Source organism: Desulfatiglans parachlorophenolica (genome assembly GCF_055394735.1).
Map to the genome: position 1 here is coordinate 4,380,780 of NZ_AP042460.1, position 16,260 is coordinate 4,397,039.

Genomic DNA, 16,260 nt, shown 5'->3' on the forward strand with positions numbered 1-16,260 from the left:
TCCTCACAGCGTCTCGTAGTTCTTGATCTTGCGCTCGCGCAGGTCCCGGTATACGGAACGGGCCACCTGACGTCCGTCGAGCATCGTGGTCACCGACACCTCGATGGGCCGCTCTCCAAGCTGGTCCAATTTCGCCAGCAAGGATTCGAGCACGGGGCGCAGCGTTTCCCCCGGAGGTAATGCGGGCATGCCGGACTCTGGACCGAGCACGCCCCTGGTCTCGCCGAGAAGACGGGCCTGTCCGGTGGCGAGATGAGCGGCCGGTCTCTCCATCGGCGCAGTCGCTATGGTGCTTTCCATCTTGGAGGCGACCGTTGGAGCTTCTCCCGCCATGACCGGTGTGAGCGCCAGGGTTCCCGCCAACAGGGCCGGAGCGGCAATCTTGCCCGTCAGTCCGGTCATGAATCCGAACTCGCGCGTCATGGCCTCGGCTGGTGCGGACGCCGCCTTGGTGATGCCGCCGGCCAGGGTCTGAATCAGCGCAGCACCGCTTCGGGTCAGGTCCGCGAGCGGGCCTTCCTTGGCATCGGAGAACGGCAGCAGATTCCGCACGAACGAAAGGGCCGACTTTGCCGCCTGGTACGGTGCGCTCACGGCCGACTTGATGCCGTCGCCCACCGCGGTCATGAACGCCCTGCCGCTCTCGAACGCCGATCCCGCCAACGAGGACACGCTGGACGCCAGAGACCCGAAGGCGCTCGATGCGGCGGTCTTGATTTGTTCCCATGCGGACGACGCGACCGATGCCAAACCCTCGAACGGGGCCTTGATCCACTCCCAGGCGCTCTGCGCCATAGTCTTGAGGGAGTCCCATGCGGCCGATGCCGCTCCGGTGATCCGGCTCCAGGCGGAGGCAGCGCCCCCGGCGATCCAATCGAAGGGTGCGGAAAGCAGCGACCAGGACGACTGGAACAGCGAACCGATCCGGCTCCATCCACCTTGCAGAAGGTTGCCGATTCCATCCCATGCTGCGCCGACGGAGGTTTTGATCCGGTCCCAGGCCAATCCCGCGGAATCGGTTATCCACGAAAAGGGCGCGGCCAACATGCCCGCAGCTCCAAGACCAAGCGCCGTGAGCCCGTCCCAAGCATTCGATGCCGCCGAGGTCACGGTGCGCCAGACCGTTGCCGCAAATTGCGCTCCCTTTCTGAACGGCCAGGTAACCGCGGTGAGGATGCCGCCTCCGATGCTTTTCAAGCCCACCCATACCCAACGGACCGCGTCCACCATTCCTCGCAGCGCCAGACCCAGCACCTTGCCCGGCAGGGAGAAAACGCCGAGCATTCCCTTGGCCAGGGTTTTGAGGATGGCCGTTCCCGAGCCGGTGAGGTCCGACAGGGGGCCGGTTTCCGCGTCGGAAAACGGCAGAAGACTGCGGAGCCACCCGAGAGCCTTCTTGAGCATCTCGAACGGATAGGTGACCGCCGACCAAATGCCCTTGCCGATGGCCACGAGGATCGCCTTGCCCGCCTCGTAGAAAGTCGTGTCGCCGGAAAGGAATCCCCGGACCGCGCCGAAGATATCGGCCAGCGTTCGGACCAGAGGCAGGTTCATGAAGGCTGCAGCTAAAGCCGATGCCGCTGAAACGAAAAAACTTCCAACGGCGGAGAAGAGTCCCTTGATGAAATCCCAGACACCGACGATCACGTCCCGGGCCCAGCGGAACGGCGTTGCCAGGAAATCGAAGACAGCTCCACCGATGGCCTTGAGTCCGTCGAGCACAGAGAGGTCGCCGGTGAGCACCCGCCAGACCGTGTAAACCACCCGGGCCGCGGCGCGGAGTGCCTCGACCAAAAGCCGGACCGGCAGAAAGAACTTGTAGATGAACTTCCCCGCCTCGATGAAAGCGTTGACAATGGTCTTGCCGAGCCAAACGACCGCGCGCACCACCCAAGCGACCACCGTGATGACGGCCACCATGTTGTAGATGACGAACTTTAGGAGATACGCTCCGACCTTGGCGATCACACCGAGTACCGTGCCGAGGGTCTCGCCGAGACTCCGGTAGGAGGAGGCATCGGCGGAAGATGCCGCCAAGCCGAAGATTTCAAGGATCGAGAAGATCGCTTTGTACAGTGTGCCGTAAGCCTGCATGAGCGCACGGACCGCGGGTTCGAGAATCGCCCTGATCTTTCCGAACGCATCGGAGAATGCCTCCCACAAGCCGGTCAGAAACTGGCGCACCCGGTAGTAGATGCGGAAGACCGTGACCACCAGTCCCATCAGCCCGGCCTGTTCGAGCTTCTGTGCCAGGTCGGCCGACATGGTCCCGGCACCGCCGGAAAGCGAGGTGACCAGCGCCCGAATCCCCTGGAATACGAGTTGCACCTTTTCCCACGCGCCGAGGATGGTGTCCCGGATGCCGGCGAAGTTGGTCTCCCAAGCCCGTTTGAGGAGATAGACGGCGAGCACCACACCGCCGATGATCGCGACCACCGGAAGGAAATATGCGGCGAACGTGCTTCCCACACCGGCGATTGTCGCGCCCATAGCGGCAAGCCCCGCCTTGATGGCGGGGAGCATCAGGCCGATGGTCCCGGCCGCGGCGATCACTCCACCGACGACGACCAGCACGGCACCCAGGGCCATGGACAAGGTCAGGAGGACTCTGGTCAACCCCGGCATCGAACGTGCGAGCTTCTGGAAAAACAGGACGGCCTTCGATATCCCCTGGATGATCGGCGTGACCACCGGCAGGAGTGTGCGGCCGAGGATTTCAGCGAGGTTTCCGACCTGCTGGCGCACAAGCTGGAACTGACTCCCGATATCCATATTCATGGCCCGCGCCATTTCTTCAGTGACGGCGGTGCCGGTCTTCATCGCGTGTTCGATGGAGCTGATGTTGCCCTCCAGGGACTCCATCCCCTGGGACATCTGAAGCAGGAACTTCACCGCCTCGTCGGAGCCGAACGCCTTCTTGATCTGCACCTGCGCGGCGGCTTGGGTAAGGTCAGGAAATCGCGACTTGATTTCCTGGAGAATGGGGATGACCCTTTTGAGTCTCCCCGTGGAATCCACGAAGGACAACCCCAACTGCTCACCGGCTTCCGCCGCTTTCATGATGAAAGCCTTGTAAAGCGTTCCGGCTTCCGAACCGGGCATGGTGGTCTGCAATTGTCCGAGAATGGCGAGTTGTTCCTGCAGCGGAATGTTGGAGGCGGCGGCCACCGCGCCGATGTTTTTGACGGCTTCCGCCATCTGCGCCCCGGTGGTCTTGAAGGATGCCACGGTCTGGGCCATGGCCCCGGAGAAGGCCTTGGCCCACTCCATGTCGGTCATGTCCGCCATGATCGGCTTGAAGATTCCGTACCCGGTGGTGAAGGTGCCGACCATCTCTTGGATGCTGGCCTTGGTGGCCTTGGCGGTGAGCGCGGCCATGGCGGAGAAAGTGCCCACGGCTTCGTCGCTCAAGGCGGATAGAGCAGACTTGACGTCGTAGGCCGCGCTGATGAATTCGGCCTTGCTGTAACCGGCCCAGGTATTGGTGAAGCTCTCGGAGGCGTCCTCGAGAGCGCGAAGGTCCTTGATTCCGAGCGATGCCATCTCGCCCAGAGCTTTCTGGGTCGCGGCGGTGGAGGCCACGAGTCCGACGGGCACAGCCATGAGCGCCAGGCCCGCGCCGATCATCATGGTGCCTTTCTGGATTCGGTCGAGATTGCGCGTCATGCGCTCGCTGGAGGCGGCCACCGTCGCGTCCAGCGACTGCATGGACGACTGGACCCGGCCCGCGTTCTGCGAGAACGCGTCCTTCATCGAAACGATGATGCCGAGTCCAAGATCTCCGTTCATGTGCGCCTGCGCTCCAGTTCTTCACGCTCAAAAGCGAGCTGCCGCTCCAGGGCCTCCACAAATTCGCGGCGGACCGAGAGCGGCAGCGCCCGTGTTTCCGAGAAACTCCAGTGGAGCCCGCCGTAGGCGAGGAAAAACGCGTCCCTTACAAGCGAACTCCGGGGAACAAAAAACCCGGTTCCGCCTCCAGCCGCGTGCGGATACGCATCCCGCAGGATTCGCAGTCGGTCTCCACGGTTGTGTCGACACCCGCGTCCACCCGCAGCATTTCCTGCCGGAGGGCGCTTCGGTCACGCATCGACATATCGTTCATAAGCTTCTTGGTCGGCTGCGCGCCGTCCACGTCGATGATCCGGATCAGCATGGCCGAGGAGATGGAAGGCTCCTTGAGAGCGGCCAGGCGTTTTTCCTTGTTGCCGTCCAGATAGCTGAACCGGACCTTGCGCCCGGAGCCGGGGAGCGTGAAAGCGAATTCCCTTTCCTCTCCGTATGGCGTGACCTCCAGCTCTTCCAGGTTGACCGTGACGGCGTTCGACGCCCGGCAGGCGGTGTTCGGGCAGGTCAGTTCCAGCTCGACCTCGTCGCCGAGAGAGACCTGACGCAGGCGGACCAGAATGAACAGCCGGTCCCCGGAGAGGAGGTCGAGCACGTCCTTCACCGTCGGTTCGTCGTTGTCCCCCAGCCGCACGATGCAGTTCTTGAGCGCCTGGTTGACGGCGTCTCCCGTCCGGATGAGACGCTGGTTGGTGAGCAGTTCCTCCTCGGCTCCGGTCATCTCCCGGAGCTCGATCTCGAGGCCGCTCGGCAATTCAAAGGTGTGCATGGTCTACCTCCTTGGATCAGGTCCAATACTGAAAGCAAATGGCGAGCTTCTCGATGGTGTTGTCCGTGTTCGCGCCCTCGAGTTCGTCGTACTCCAGGACCTTGATCCACGCGCCGTGCAGGGTCCACCGTCGCGTTTCGTTGCCGGTTCGGTCGTATCTGACGAGGTCGATGTCGCGCATGTAGTCGTTGGGCAGGCCGCCGACCACGGCGTTGACGTCCACCTGTTTCTTGATCCACTCCCTGGCGGCTTCGTCGGAACCGTCCTGGAGAATCCCTTTCTCCAGGGTGATGTCCTCGAACTTGACTCGCCCGGCCACCTTCTGGTCGAACATGGAACCGGCGGGCGCGAAAGCCACTTCCTCGAACTCGGTCTTGGGTTCCTGGCCCTTCTTGAAGAGCGCCACGTCGAAGCCGTTCACCTCGACGGCGAATTGCCAGTTCTGATACAGACTCTTGGGCATGTTGCCGCTGCGCATGACTTACCTCCTTACCCGGTCTTGAAGATCTCTTTGAAATCGGCCCCCGTGGCGGTGAGCACGAAGTTGAGCTCGACGAATTCCGCCGTCTTGGTCGGCTTGACGAAGACGCGCGCCACGAGTTCGTTGCGGTCGATCACGGCCGGGGTGTTGGTCTCCTCGTCGCATTGGACGGCGAAGTCGTAGAGCCCGCCCTTGTCCTTGATGTCCTGCATGAAGGGGTTGATCAGCCGGATCAGCGCGCGCCAGGTCTGCGGATTGTTTGGCTCGAAGACCACGAAACGCGAGGACTCGGCGATGGCCTCTTCGATGAACATCATCAGCCGCCGCACGTTCACGCGGTCGAGAGCCGAGGGCTGGCTTTGCAAGGTCTTTTGTCCCCAGATATTGATGCCGCTGTCGGGGAAGGAGGCGATTACATTGACCCCCTCGGGATAGAGCACATCCCGCTCGCCGCGGCTGGTCTTGTAGCCCAAGGACAAGGCGTTGAAGACCCGGCCGCGGTCGATGCCCGCGGGCGCGTACCAGACGTGGGTTTTCTTGTCGCTGCGGGCGTAGCACCCGGCCACGGCTCCGCTCGGGGGAACGAGTTTGCGCTTGCCGGTCACCGGATCGTTGATCTCAATCCAGGGATAGTAGAGCGCCGCATAAGACGAGTTGAAGGCACCGTGGGAATACATTCCCTGGCCCTTGCGGAAATCCACCGCTTCCAGGGGTTCAAGGTGGATAGGCGTTTCGGCGAGGAGCATGAGGTCCTGGCGGTTTTCCGCATAGGTGATGCCGGCGTGGATCACCTCGGCGGTCGTGACGCCGGGAACCATGATCAGATTCAGCGCGTCGATCTCGTCGAAGGCGTAGAACCCGGTGTGCTGGGAGGGATCGCCGGAGTAGTCGGCGTCGTCTAGCCCCGTAAGACCGTCGTCTCCTCCCGAAAGATCGAACAGACCAATCACCGGCCGGTCCGACGGAACGCCGGATGCGGTTCCAAGGTCCTCGACGGTGATGAAATCCGACCGTTCGTTGACAGCCAACTCCACATGATTCGGAGCCGCTTCGTCCATCGAGAGGTCCTTGAAGACCTCAACGACCTCACCCTTGTGGCGGACCACCAGGTTGAACGCGCCGGTCGGATCGAGAGAACCGTCTTCGACCTGGACGGAGAGCCGCTCGCCCCAGGTTCCTTCATCGGCCGCGCGCACCTTGAGCGTGTCCATCGCGTCCATGCCTCCGGACATGTTTGCCGAGGCTGCGGCTTGTACGATGCCCGCGTCCTGCGTTTCCGCAGTGACCAGCGCGGAGGCCTCCGGAGACCCAACGACCGCCGCGACCACCTGGTCCGCTGTGGATACAGGATCGCCAGCCCCGTCGGTGGCCAGGTTCACGGTGACGGCCTGTCCGAGGACGCCGATAGACAAAGGGGTGTCATTTCCCGCAGCGACGAGTTCGACGGAGACGGCGTTTCCCGCGGCACCAAGCTGAATCGCCCGCCACGCGATACGATCCGTGCCGACGGTGCCGGTTACAAGTGACGCCGTCGCGGCGCGCCGGTCCTTGAGGACGGCTTGCGCCTTCACGGCGGTCAGAGTGTTCCGGTCCGTGGGATCGGTCAGATGGGCGATGCGGTTCACGAAAAGGATGGAGCCGCCGTTATCGAAAAACGCCCTTGCGGCGTAAGCGAGGTATCCGGCCTGCAGGTAAGAGCCGAATTTGTTGATGAACTGCTCCCAGCTCGTGACCAGCACGGGCTTATTGATCGGGCCGCGTTCGGCCACGCCCACCATGCCGCAGGAGGAGGTGGATATCTGCTTGACGTAGAAGCTGAAGTCGACTTCGCGGGTATAGATGCCCGGTGAAAGATACGTGCCCATGGGTTACCTCCGTTTCCGGCGTTTGCCGTTGTTTTCGCCGTCGGCTCCTGTATTGACCAGCTCTTCCCGCGGAGGCTCGGGTACGGGAGTCGTCGGCATCACCGGCGTCAGCGACACGAAGCCACGCTTCGCGGCAACGTCGATCTCCGGGGAAATGTCGTCCTCGCCCAGCGTTCTGCGCTCGCGGGGATTCAGATGCAGCCCCCGGCCGCCTCCCGCGAGGTGGAAGGTGAGCGGTTGGAAAAGAAGATTCTTGATTTCGATCACAGTGGTTCCTCCTTGTGTCATGGGGTATGGAGCCGATCCTCATCGACACCGTCCCGGAACTCGAACCGCCGGTCTTTGATGAGCGGGCCCGTTTCGACGAGGCCGTCGTAGACGGGGCAGTCCTCGATCCTGAGGCGGCCGCTGCTCTGGCGCAGGTTGGACAGGTTCACCCGTCGCAATCCGCCCAAGGGGACTGTCTCCGTCAGGTTGAGGGAGCCGCGGTCTTCCACGGCCAGGACCGGGTGGAGCTGATAGAAACGGGCCACTCTCTCCTGGAGGTCCAGCAGTTCACCTTCGTGGCCGGCGGTGACGATGACGTCGAAATCGAGGTGGTAGAGTCGGGGATGGCGGCACTGCTCATAAGCGAGGTTCGGGATGTCCTTTTCCACCATACGGGCCATGGTGCGCCGGTCTCCGTTTTCCGCCAGCGTCGGTCCCTGCAGGATCAGGCTCGGCACGTTCGGCACCTCGAAGACATCGTCCGCGGCGACGAGCACCGCGTCCGGGTCGATCTCCGCCTTGACCAGGCGGATCAGGTTTTCAACGACTGTGCGAACGGTTTCCAAGTCCGGTTCCTCCGGTTCGAGCGACTGTTTCCGCTGGATACCTACCGGAGGCGGACGGGAAGTGTCGGCGGGGATCAGAGAGCTGAGCGGATCGCTTGGCGGTAGTTCTCGATGATCTGCCCGCGGTACTTTTCCATGGTGGGATGCAGGAAGGGACGTGGCGGGATGACGATCACAGCGCCGTTGGGATGCTGGATGGTGGCTCCGTACTCCATCACCGCGCCGATGTTCACCAGGTCGTCGCCGTCCTTGTTGACCGTGCCGCGCAGGAGTCCCACGAACGCCCGATCCGCGAGGATGCGCTGAGTGATCGAATTGACGAGGAAGCCGGTGTCGATCAGGGCCTTGCTGGAGCCCTTGCGCGCGATGGTGCTCTCGGCCAACTTGACGAACGCCTTTCCGCCAGGAGCCTGGGACCGGATGCCGCGCTTGATCTCGCGGACGAGGAGAAGGGCGTTCTTGATGGTCGCCTGCCGGATCGCCAGGGCGAGCCGGGCTCCGGGATTGGCGGCCAGCTTCGCTTTCGCCTTTTCCCAATCACCGAAACGCTTAACTCCCATGGATGCGCACCAGCTTCAGCACCTTGTGGGTCACGACGCCGAAAAGGCGCTCTTCCACTACTGTCTGAACCCGAAAAACGTCTGCGCCGCTTTGCACCCGGTCTTCCGGTCTCACGTCCAGTCCGGGGAGCACGCAGGCCGTGGCGTCGATCTTGTTGGCGAGGTCTTCCGGCGGCGTTTCGATAAACTCGAGCGGAAAGGTCTCCACCTCGGCGAAGGATGCGTCGTCCGATCCGTACAACCGCTCGCCCGGAACAGCACGCAGCAACGCGGCTTCCTGCCCACATGCCAGGATCAGTTCTCTCACATCCCCGGCGGCCGAAGTTTTCTCGGGATCGCTCAGCAGGGTCACAGCTCAAGCTCGCTTCCTTGATCGTAGATGACCGGCGCGAGTCCGCCGGGCGTGATGATGTAGTCCTCGGGGGATGCGGCTGCTCCCGGTTTGATTTCACTCAGCCGCTGTTTGTACACGGCCTTGAGGTCCTCTTCGAGTCCGGCCCAATGCTCGGGCTGCTTGGTCTTGTCCACCCTCTTGTCGCCGCTGGAAAAGGAGAACGCGTTGGCGGTCTGGGCCCGCATGACCTGGCAGGCATGAATCTGGCCCAGCAGGAGCAGCAGCTCGCGCGGTTCGCCTTCCGGTTCCGGAACCACCTCTCCGTTCACGACGGAAAGGGAGAGTTCCAGGTCGCGCGCCAGCCGATGCACGCCCTTCAGGATGCAGCGGGAAAGGACGTCATCGGTGAACAACTCACCCTGGGGATCGGACAGGTCGGTCCGGAGAACGGCGACGAGATCAGCCAGCGCCACCTTCCACCTCCGTCAGCCGTTTCTTGAGGGCCTCGATCACCGTCCTTCGTTTTTCACCCGCCAAATGGGCTTTGAGTTTGTCGGGATCGCCCTCGGTGCCGATCCGGGAGATGGCATCGGCGGCGGTGAGCCCAGAGAGGTCTTCATCTTGAGTTTCAGACGCAGGGCTTTCGTTCTGTTTCAGGGGATCGTCCTTTTCGTCCATACGTGCGAGCCGCCCTGCCGACACCGCCAGCTCCATCTGGGGAGACATGGACTCCGCTTCGAAGGTCTGGCCCGGGTCGAGGCGCAGCTTCGCGTCGGCGATGATCAGGACTCCCGGGCGGATGTTCTTCAGTTTCAACGTCACGGTTCACCTCCGTCAGCCGAGAATCTTGATTTTGGCGAGAATGTCCGGGCGGGTGATGCCTTGCCCCAGTTCCGACCAGACGAGCCAGCCGGTCTTGAAGCGGGTTTTCTGCTCGATGGCCTCGGTCTTGAGGTTCTCGCGCACCGGCAACTTGCCCACCTCCTCGTCGGGGATGAGCAGCACCTCGTCGATGGCCTGCGCGGCGGTCAACAGAATGCCGCCAGTCCCGTAGTTCTTGATCAGGCCCTTAGCCCGCAGCTCGGCCTTGGTTTCCGGGTCCAGGTTCCAGCCCCGCAGGTCGTTGAAGCGCCGGCCCCGCATGACGATGTACTTCACCGTCAACTCGAGGTCCTCGATGATGGAAATCGCCTCGTTGAGCGCCTCCTCGGTGAGGGTCGCGCCGGTCACCTCCACGGTGTTGGCCGCGGGCACCGCCGCCGAAAGCACCGTAATGGTCCGCTTGTCGATCTCCTTGCGGATTTCGTCCGCGGCCGCGGTCTGGATGTCCATCAGGGTGCCGATGTTGCCGTTCTTGAGCACCGAGACGTCGACCATGGGCGCGGAGTGGATGCGGTTGGTCGGAAACTCCACTTCGTCCTTGCCGACCTCCTGCTCCTGAGCCTCGCCCTCGGTGGAAATCCAGTAGGCCTTCACTTTGGGCTTCTTCTGGTAGAGAGGACGCTCGCCTTTGGGCAGGGTGTGCTTCGTGAGCAACAGCGAAGAGATCTCCTTGCGTTTGATCTCCTGTTCGATGGGCTCGGAGATGGCGGCGGCCAGCGCGCGCATCCCCTCCGGGGACTCGAGCGCCTCGGACATCAGGCGCGCCATCGTCTCCATGTATTCTTGGCTGTGCACGTTCATACGGATCGTCTCCATTTCGTTTTCCTCCTTTAATCAGATGAGCAGCCGGAACTTGATCGTTCCGCCGGAGACGGAGACGGCCCGGGCGATGACTTCTTCGCCCGCCTGCACGCCCGCGGTGAGTTTGCCGCTGCCTGAGACCTTCAGGTCGTCGCCGGGATTCACGGTCCCCTCGAAGACGTCGGTCTCGTAGACGCCGCCCATGCAGTAGATGCCGGGCATCTCTCCGTTCTTGTAGTCCTTGAGCAGAATGCCGAAGGACTTGGCCGTCGGCGTGGTGTTCACGGCGAAGAGGTCGTTGCCGACGATCCTCACCACCTGGCCGAGTTGGCCGTCCCCCTGCAGGTAGCCGTCGCCGTAAGCGAGGCCCCGGTGATTGGGATTGATGAAAGCCATGGTCATTCCTCCTTTGTCAGTTGGTCGAAACCGGTTCGCCGGTCGCGGACGCCACTCGTTGCCGGTAGGCGGCCATGAAGCCACTCTTCAACCGGTCCTCGAGACTCGTCTTTTTGTCTTCCACGTCCTTTGGACGGACACCCGCGTCGCTGCGCAGGGGCGGATCGTCGCATGCGCGTGAACCCTTCGCGGTTTCCGCGGGAGCACCGCGGTCATTGGCGTCCTTGTCGTCGGCGTGGGCGAGGGGCCCGGCCTTCAGCATCCGCTCGAAAGCGGCTTCGCTGGCGGCAAAGGCGTCGTCGGAAAGTCCGGCCAGACGGGTGAGTTCCTGCTCGCGCTCCTCGTCGGACTCGAAGGCCAGACCGTTTTTCTCGATCTTGCGTAAAAGCTTCTGTGCCCGGCTCCGGTTCGCGGCGGCTTTCCTTTCAGCTTCAAATTCCTCGAGCTGCTTCTGCAGGCCGAGCACCTGCTGCTTGAGCTCCTTGTTCTCTCGCTCCAGTTCCTTGAGGCGGGTCTTGTCATCGGGCGCGATCCCGCCGCCGCCGTCGTCCTTCTTCTTGGCGGCTTCCACCGCCCGTTCCTCGGTTTCCTTGTGTTTCTCGTCCATAGTCGGACCTCCTTCAGAGTGGGTTGTCGAACCATCGTTTTCCGCCGCGGCGACCTTCAGGATGCGGGCGTTCTCGTCCGCGCCTTTGCGGTCGAGTAACCCGAGCCCTGTGAATGTGACCCCGTGGAGGATTTCGTAGACGGGCTGCCCCTGGAGCTCGCCGCCCTTGTTCTTGCGCAGGTGGACGCAGTAGTCGCTCTTCAAGACCACGCGTTTGCCGCAGACCGAGCACTCGCCTTCCTCGTAGTCGCACTCCATGGAGACCTGGGAGATGATCCCTTTGCGGATGAGCTTGTAGGCCAACTGCGCGTGCGGGCTGTCGGAGACATAGAGTTCCCCCGCGCACTCGATCCGGCCGCCGCTTTCGTCCTCCACGTAATCCGCCCCCACGATGCCTCCGACGATGTCGGTGAAATCCTGGGAATGCTTCAGGTCGATCTTTTTGTTGACCGCCGACATGTAACGGGCGGCCAGTTCGTCGGGGGTGAAATGGTCGCCGTTCTTGTTCGTGCCGGCCCGGCAGAGGATGAAGGTGAATTGCGGATCGCCCGCGGCCTGGTCCAATGCCGCCGCTTCGGTCTGGAGCCCGGCGAACGTATCGAGCGACAGCTCCACCGGAAACGAGGTGTGACATGCCGCCAGCGTCTGTGTGTCGGCCTTGGAGCGCGCCGCGCCGCGTGATTTGGAAGCTACGAAGAGCAGTTCCCGGGCGTGTTTGCCTTCCCGGCCGATGTCCTTGGCGATGTTGTAGTCCACCTCCATGCCCCGCACCCGGACGAGACCGTAGTGCTCGGCGAAGATTTCCTTGATCTCCTCTTCCCGCGGAAAAGCCCGGTCGCGGTATGACAGGAGCACCGTGCCGTACTTGCCGCGGGCGTCGGCCGCCAATGTTTCCATGAGGGAACGGATCGATTCCTTGGTGTAGCGCGTCCGCGACGGATAACTGCGGCGGGGATTGTCTTGGAGTTCCTTGTCCGCCCAGCGGGTCATGAGACCCTCGATGAAATGCAGGGAGTCCTCGTAGTCGTTGCTGCCGAACTCGGTGACGTAGGGCGGGTCCAGATACAGAACGTCCGCGCCGAATCGCCGGACCGCTTCCGCCGCGTCCAGGTTGAAGGCCTTGCACTCTTTGCCGTTGTCGAACACCAACCGGTTAAGTTGGCCCACCGAGCGCCTGAAAGACTCGATGAACTTGGACAGCGGCGGGTTGGAGAGTTGGGATTGCTCCAGGCTGGCATCCGTGTCGAGGTCGGCCCGGCGGTGCATCTTGGACCGCGAGAACTGACCAAAGGCGCTCTTGGCCTTGACAGTGGTACCGAGCGCGGCCAGCGCCAGATCTTTCTTGTAGCCGTGAAGCTTCTGGATGTTCGCCCAGACCTGGTCGAGCCAACGGAGCACCGGCTTGGTGTAGTAGTAGCCGTAGAAGTGATCGACGATAAACGTACCCGCGTCCGCATTTGGGGCGAGGATTCGATCCACGTCCTCGTCGCTCAGAGTCTCGTTGGAGTTCTCCACCACGGCTCGCGCCAGATGGTGGGGATAGCGCAGGAGGTCGTTGGTGATGACTTTCAGCCCTTTGCGTTTGAAGTGGTAGGCGACATTCGCGCCGCCGGAAAAGGCGTCGAGGATGCTCTCCGCGTCCTTGGGGACATGGCTTTCGATCCAGCCGAGCATCAGGTATTTGCTGCCCATGAAGCCGGTGACGCGGACCGATTCCGCTTTCCCGGCCTGGCAGCTCAATAGGTCCAGCGATTCGCCCAGCGGAGCGTCCGCCAGAGCGATCAGGTTTTCCTCCACGCGCAGGGCGGCATCGACGGCCCGTCCGGCTTCGTGCTTGTCGATCCACTCCTTGGCCTTTTCCATGGTCCAGCCGTCCGGGTTCTTCTCCGTCTTGCGGACGAACCGGTAGGCCTGCAACACCATCGAGCGCGGGTTGCCGCCTTCGGGCACGAACTCCTTCTTCAAGCGTCCGATGATGATCGCCACACCGTCGACGCCCTCCAAGGGCTTGTGGCGGAAGCTGTCGGGTTCGAACTCCTCCGGGTCCCGGACGCGGTAGCGCACCTCGTTCTCGGTTTCCTCCCAGATGGCTTCTGCCCGTAAGGTGTCCTCTGCGGACGCCTTGGCGGACCGCTCCGCGCCCTCGGCTCTGCGGCAGATGAACAGGCGTTCCTTGGCGTGGGACGCCTCGCCGTGCCGGGAGGTGATGGCGTAATGGTGATCGTGGGAGCGCATGGACGAATCCCGTCCCATGGAGGCGATGATCCGCCGCATCTCCGATTCGTTCGGATAGGCGTGGTCCCGGTAGGAAATGAGCCAGTGCGGGAAGTGTTTGGAGTTGCCGAGGAAGGACTCGAAGAACTCCGCGGCGTTGGCGCGGGTCACGGTCTTGTGGTCGGTCTCGTAGTGCTTGGTCTTGGAGTCTTTGACAAGGGTCAGCCCCTCCCAATAGGTCATCAGCCCTTCCACGAAGTGGTAGGATTTTTCGTAGTTGGTGGTCGAGAACTCCGTGGCGTAGGGCGGATCGAAATAGGCCAGGTCGGCCTTGGCCTCCGGCAGGAAATCGTTGATGTCCTTGCGGGACGCCTTGCACTCCTTGCCGTTGTCGAAAACGAGGGCGTTGATGCGGGCCACGTTCTTGCTCAGCCGCTCCTTGAATTCCTCCGGGGTGTCCTCGCGCTTGCCGTAGCGGGTCGACGACGAGAAATGCCCGAAGCCGCCCTTGCCGGACATGCAGGTCTTGCCCAGAGCGAACAGGGCGATGTCTTTCTTGAAGCCCGAGAGCTTGTCGACGTTGGCCCGGATCGTGTCAATCAGACCGTGGACGCCCTTGGCGAAGAAGATGCCCTTGAAGTTGTCTCGGACGAAGGTGCCCGCCTTCGGGTTGTCGGCGAGCAGCGCTTCAATATCCTCGTCGCCGAGCCGGACGTTGTCGTTCTCGATGATCGCTCGGGCCGCATGATGGCAGTAGCGCAGCCGGTCGTTGGCCAGGACCTGCAGGCCCTTGGTCTTGTACATGTAGGCCACGACAGCCGAACCCGAGAAGGCGTCGGCCGCGGATTCCACCCCCTCCGGAGTGTGTTTCCATATCCAGTCGACCAGCTTCTGCTTCGAGCCGATGTAGTTGGTGATGTATTTCGGCCGCTGTTCCGGCGACGGCTCTTCGGCAGCCGCCTCGGCCTGGGCCTCGAGCGCCTCGAAGTCCAGGTCAAGGGCGGCGTCCGTCTCCAAAAGGAAAGCCAGCCGTTCACGGTCGGTTGAGAAAAGCTCCATTCGGGTCTCCGGTTATGTCGCGACAAAATCCGGTTAATGCCGGTGGGCGGTCAACCCGCGCTCGGGGAGAACCCCGAAATCGGGCCGGTAGCCCTGTCGCTTGGATACCTACCGGAGACCGTTGAAAAGCGTCGGAGAGGGTTGGTGGAGTTGGCTTTTTTCTTGCTTTTTTCTAAACAGGGTGATAAATTATTGAAAATTTGTGGGGATGGAGTCCCCCGAACAACCGCCCGGGCTGGGCTGATGACTCCTACCGCGCAGGCTGATGCAGCGGTAGGGTCGATACGGTGCGAGATGTAACCCGCTGCAAAGCGGGTTTTTTTGTGCCTGCGCCATGGCCCGGATGGTTTTTTAGAGAAAGGAGGACTCCATCATGGAACATATCTTCACCATCGCCGCCCTGTGGCTTGGGTTGGCAGTAATCTCCGCGGTTGTCGCCTATCACCTGCGGGTATCCATCGCCCTTGTTGAAATCTGTGTCGGCGTAATCGCGGCCGCCGTCGCGGGCTACCTTGGGAAGCTGGACGCGTTGGGCTCCAATTTGGAGTGGCTCAAGTTTCTGGCAGCTTCGGGAGCTGTCCTGCTCACTTTCCTGGCCGGGGCCGAACTTGAGCCGGAGGTGATTCGAAAGAAACTCAAAGAGGTGACGGTCGTCGGTCTTGTCGGTTTTTTTACGCCGTTCTTAGGCTGCGCGGCTATTGCACGCTACCTGCTGGACTGGAATCTCCAGGCCAGTCTGCTCTGCGGTGTCGCTCTCTCAACCACATCGATGGCGGTTGTTTACGCGGTCATGCTGGAAACCGGCTTCAACAAAACCGACTTCGGCAAGGGCATTCTCGGTGCTTGCTTCATCAACGATCTCGGAACAGTCATCGCCCTCGGATTATTATTCGCACCCTTCACATACAAAACCGTCATTTTCATCGCAGTTACGGTCTTCGTGTTGGCAATACTGCCCTTCACCAGCCGGTGGTTGACCCGCATGTACGCCAATAGAACTGCCGCGATCAGGACCAAATGGGTCATCCTCATCCTTTTCAGTTTAGGTGCCTTGGCGCTTTGGTCCGGAAGCGAGGCGGTGCTTCCCGCCTATCTTGTGGGTATTGTTCTGGCAGAATTCTCGAACGGAGACACCTTCTGGGTTCGCCGTCTCCGGACCTTGACCGTTGGATTCCTCACTCCGTTCTATTTCATTCGTGCCGGGACTTTTGTTTCCTTGCCTGCCCTGGTTTCCGCCCCAATAGTCTTTCTGCTTTTGTTGGGAGGGAAGGTGATATCGAAAATATTCGGACTGTATCCGATCATCGGACAGTTCCGTCGTAGGCGTGACGAGAGATGGTATTACACCTTGATGATGTCAACAGGGCTGACATTTGGAACGATCTCGGCGTTATACGGTTTTTCACACAACATCGTGACGCAAGACCAGTATTCCTTTCTGGTCGCGGTTGTCATCACAAGTGCCGTGGTTCCGACGTTGATTGCCGGACTCGCTTTCTTGCCTCGACATCTCCTGCCCAAACCCGAACAACCAGCAGAGGCGGTTCCTCGGGAAAATGGGCTCAGCGATGAAGGCTAAAGACATTTGATACGTACGCAATGCCGGGTGGCGCGAC

The 16,260-nt window shown here is 61.8% G+C and carries 14 protein-coding genes and 1 riboswitch; of the genes, 1 reads left to right on the forward strand and 13 read right to left on the reverse strand.

Annotation, left to right across the window (positions count from 1 at the left end):
* Window positions 1–3: 3 nt before the first annotated feature.
* The 13 genes from ACZ500_RS20255 to ACZ500_RS20315 all read right to left on the reverse strand — a co-directional run bounded on the left by ACZ500_RS20255 (window position 4) and on the right by ACZ500_RS20315 (window position 14,644).
* Entirely contained in the window at window positions 4–3,789 is a 3,786-nt protein-coding gene (locus ACZ500_RS20255) for a phage tail tape measure protein (RefSeq protein ID WP_464229265.1), read from the reverse strand.
* 145 nt (window positions 3,790–3,934) lie between these two features.
* On the reverse strand, window positions 3,935–4,612 hold the full coding sequence (locus ACZ500_RS20260; protein WP_464229266.1) for a T4 family baseplate hub assembly chaperone: 678 nt from the start codon (window positions 4,610–4,612) through the stop codon (window positions 3,935–3,937).
* Between the two features lie 16 nt (window positions 4,613–4,628).
* On the reverse strand, window positions 4,629–5,090 hold the full coding sequence (locus ACZ500_RS20265; RefSeq protein ID WP_464229267.1) for a phage tail protein: 462 nt from the start codon (window positions 5,088–5,090) through the stop codon (window positions 4,629–4,631).
* An 11-nt stretch (window positions 5,091–5,101) separates the two neighbouring features.
* Window positions 5,102–6,958: a phage tail sheath C-terminal domain-containing protein gene (locus ACZ500_RS20270; protein ID WP_464229268.1), complete on the reverse strand. Its 1,857-nt coding sequence runs from the start codon at window positions 6,956–6,958 to the stop codon at window positions 5,102–5,104.
* A 3-nt stretch (window positions 6,959–6,961) separates the two neighbouring features.
* A complete protein-coding gene (locus ACZ500_RS20275) occupies window positions 6,962–7,225 on the reverse strand; it encodes a hypothetical protein (RefSeq protein ID WP_464229269.1) in 264 nt (87 codons plus the stop codon).
* 17 nt (window positions 7,226–7,242) lie between these two features.
* A complete protein-coding gene (locus ACZ500_RS20280; protein ID WP_464229270.1) occupies window positions 7,243–7,791 on the reverse strand; it encodes a hypothetical protein in 549 nt (182 codons plus the stop codon).
* 74 nt (window positions 7,792–7,865) lie between these two features.
* On the reverse strand, window positions 7,866–8,351 hold the full coding sequence (locus tag ACZ500_RS20285) for a phage virion morphogenesis protein (RefSeq protein ID WP_464229271.1): 486 nt from the start codon (window positions 8,349–8,351) through the stop codon (window positions 7,866–7,868).
* On the reverse strand, window positions 8,341–8,703 hold the full coding sequence (locus tag ACZ500_RS20290) for a hypothetical protein (protein ID WP_464229272.1): 363 nt from the start codon (window positions 8,701–8,703) through the stop codon (window positions 8,341–8,343). The genes ACZ500_RS20285 and ACZ500_RS20290 overlap by 11 nt, the downstream gene beginning before the upstream one ends.
* Window positions 8,700–9,158, reverse strand: coding sequence for a hypothetical protein (locus ACZ500_RS20295; RefSeq protein ID WP_464229273.1), 459 nt, complete (start codon window positions 9,156–9,158; stop codon window positions 8,700–8,702). The genes ACZ500_RS20290 and ACZ500_RS20295 overlap by 4 nt, the downstream gene beginning before the upstream one ends.
* Window positions 9,145–9,507: a hypothetical protein gene (locus tag ACZ500_RS20300; RefSeq protein ID WP_464229274.1), complete on the reverse strand. Its 363-nt coding sequence runs from the start codon at window positions 9,505–9,507 to the stop codon at window positions 9,145–9,147. Before ACZ500_RS20300 ends, ACZ500_RS20295 begins: the two co-directional genes overlap by 14 nt.
* 12 nt (window positions 9,508–9,519) lie before the next feature.
* The gene (locus ACZ500_RS20305; RefSeq protein WP_464229275.1) at window positions 9,520–10,383 is read right to left on the reverse strand and encodes an HK97-fold major capsid protein; all 864 of its coding nucleotides are present in this window, start codon (window positions 10,381–10,383) and stop codon (window positions 9,520–9,522) included.
* A gap of 18 nt (window positions 10,384–10,401) precedes the next feature.
* Window positions 10,402–10,770: a hypothetical protein gene (locus tag ACZ500_RS20310; protein WP_464229276.1), complete on the reverse strand. Its 369-nt coding sequence runs from the start codon at window positions 10,768–10,770 to the stop codon at window positions 10,402–10,404.
* Window positions 10,771–10,780: 10 nt separating this feature from the next.
* Window positions 10,781–14,644, reverse strand: a complete 3,864-nt coding sequence (locus ACZ500_RS20315) for a DNA adenine methylase (RefSeq protein ID WP_464229277.1) — start codon at window positions 14,642–14,644, stop codon at window positions 10,781–10,783.
* Window positions 14,645–14,839: 195 nt separating this feature from the next.
* Window positions 14,840–14,904, forward strand: a riboswitch (Fluoride riboswitch).
* A gap of 113 nt (window positions 14,905–15,017) precedes the next feature.
* Between ACZ500_RS20315 and ACZ500_RS20320 the strand changes: the two genes are divergently transcribed.
* On the forward strand, window positions 15,018–16,223 hold the full coding sequence (locus ACZ500_RS20320) for a cation:proton antiporter (RefSeq protein ID WP_464229278.1): 1,206 nt from the start codon (window positions 15,018–15,020) through the stop codon (window positions 16,221–16,223).
* Window positions 16,224–16,260 lie beyond the last annotated feature (37 nt).

Bases quoted from the DNA above. Each gene is read 5' to 3' on its own strand.
- ACZ500_RS20270 (WP_464229268.1), bottom strand. From the start codon at position 6,958: ATGGGCACGTATCTTTCACCGGGCATCTATACCCGCGAAGTCGACTTC.
- ACZ500_RS20315 (WP_464229277.1), bottom strand. From the start codon at position 14,644: ATGGAGCTTTTCTCAACCGACCGTGAACGGCTGGCTTTCCTTTTGGAG.
- ACZ500_RS20305 (WP_464229275.1), bottom strand. From the start codon at position 10,383: ATGGAGACGATCCGTATGAACGTGCACAGCCAAGAATACATGGAGACG.
- ACZ500_RS20320 (WP_464229278.1), top strand. From the start codon at position 15,018: ATGGAACATATCTTCACCATCGCCGCCCTGTGGCTTGGGTTGGCAGTA.
- ACZ500_RS20255 (WP_464229265.1), bottom strand. From the start codon at position 3,789: ATGAACGGAGATCTTGGACTCGGCATCATCGTTTCGATGAAGGACGCG.
- ACZ500_RS20260 (WP_464229266.1), bottom strand. From the start codon at position 4,612: ATGCACACCTTTGAATTGCCGAGCGGCCTCGAGATCGAGCTCCGGGAG.
- ACZ500_RS20310 (WP_464229276.1), bottom strand. From the start codon at position 10,770: ATGACCATGGCTTTCATCAATCCCAATCACCGGGGCCTCGCTTACGGC.
- ACZ500_RS20285 (WP_464229271.1), bottom strand. From the start codon at position 8,351: ATGGGAGTTAAGCGTTTCGGTGATTGGGAAAAGGCGAAAGCGAAGCTG.
- ACZ500_RS20265 (WP_464229267.1), bottom strand. From the start codon at position 5,090: ATGCGCAGCGGCAACATGCCCAAGAGTCTGTATCAGAACTGGCAATTC.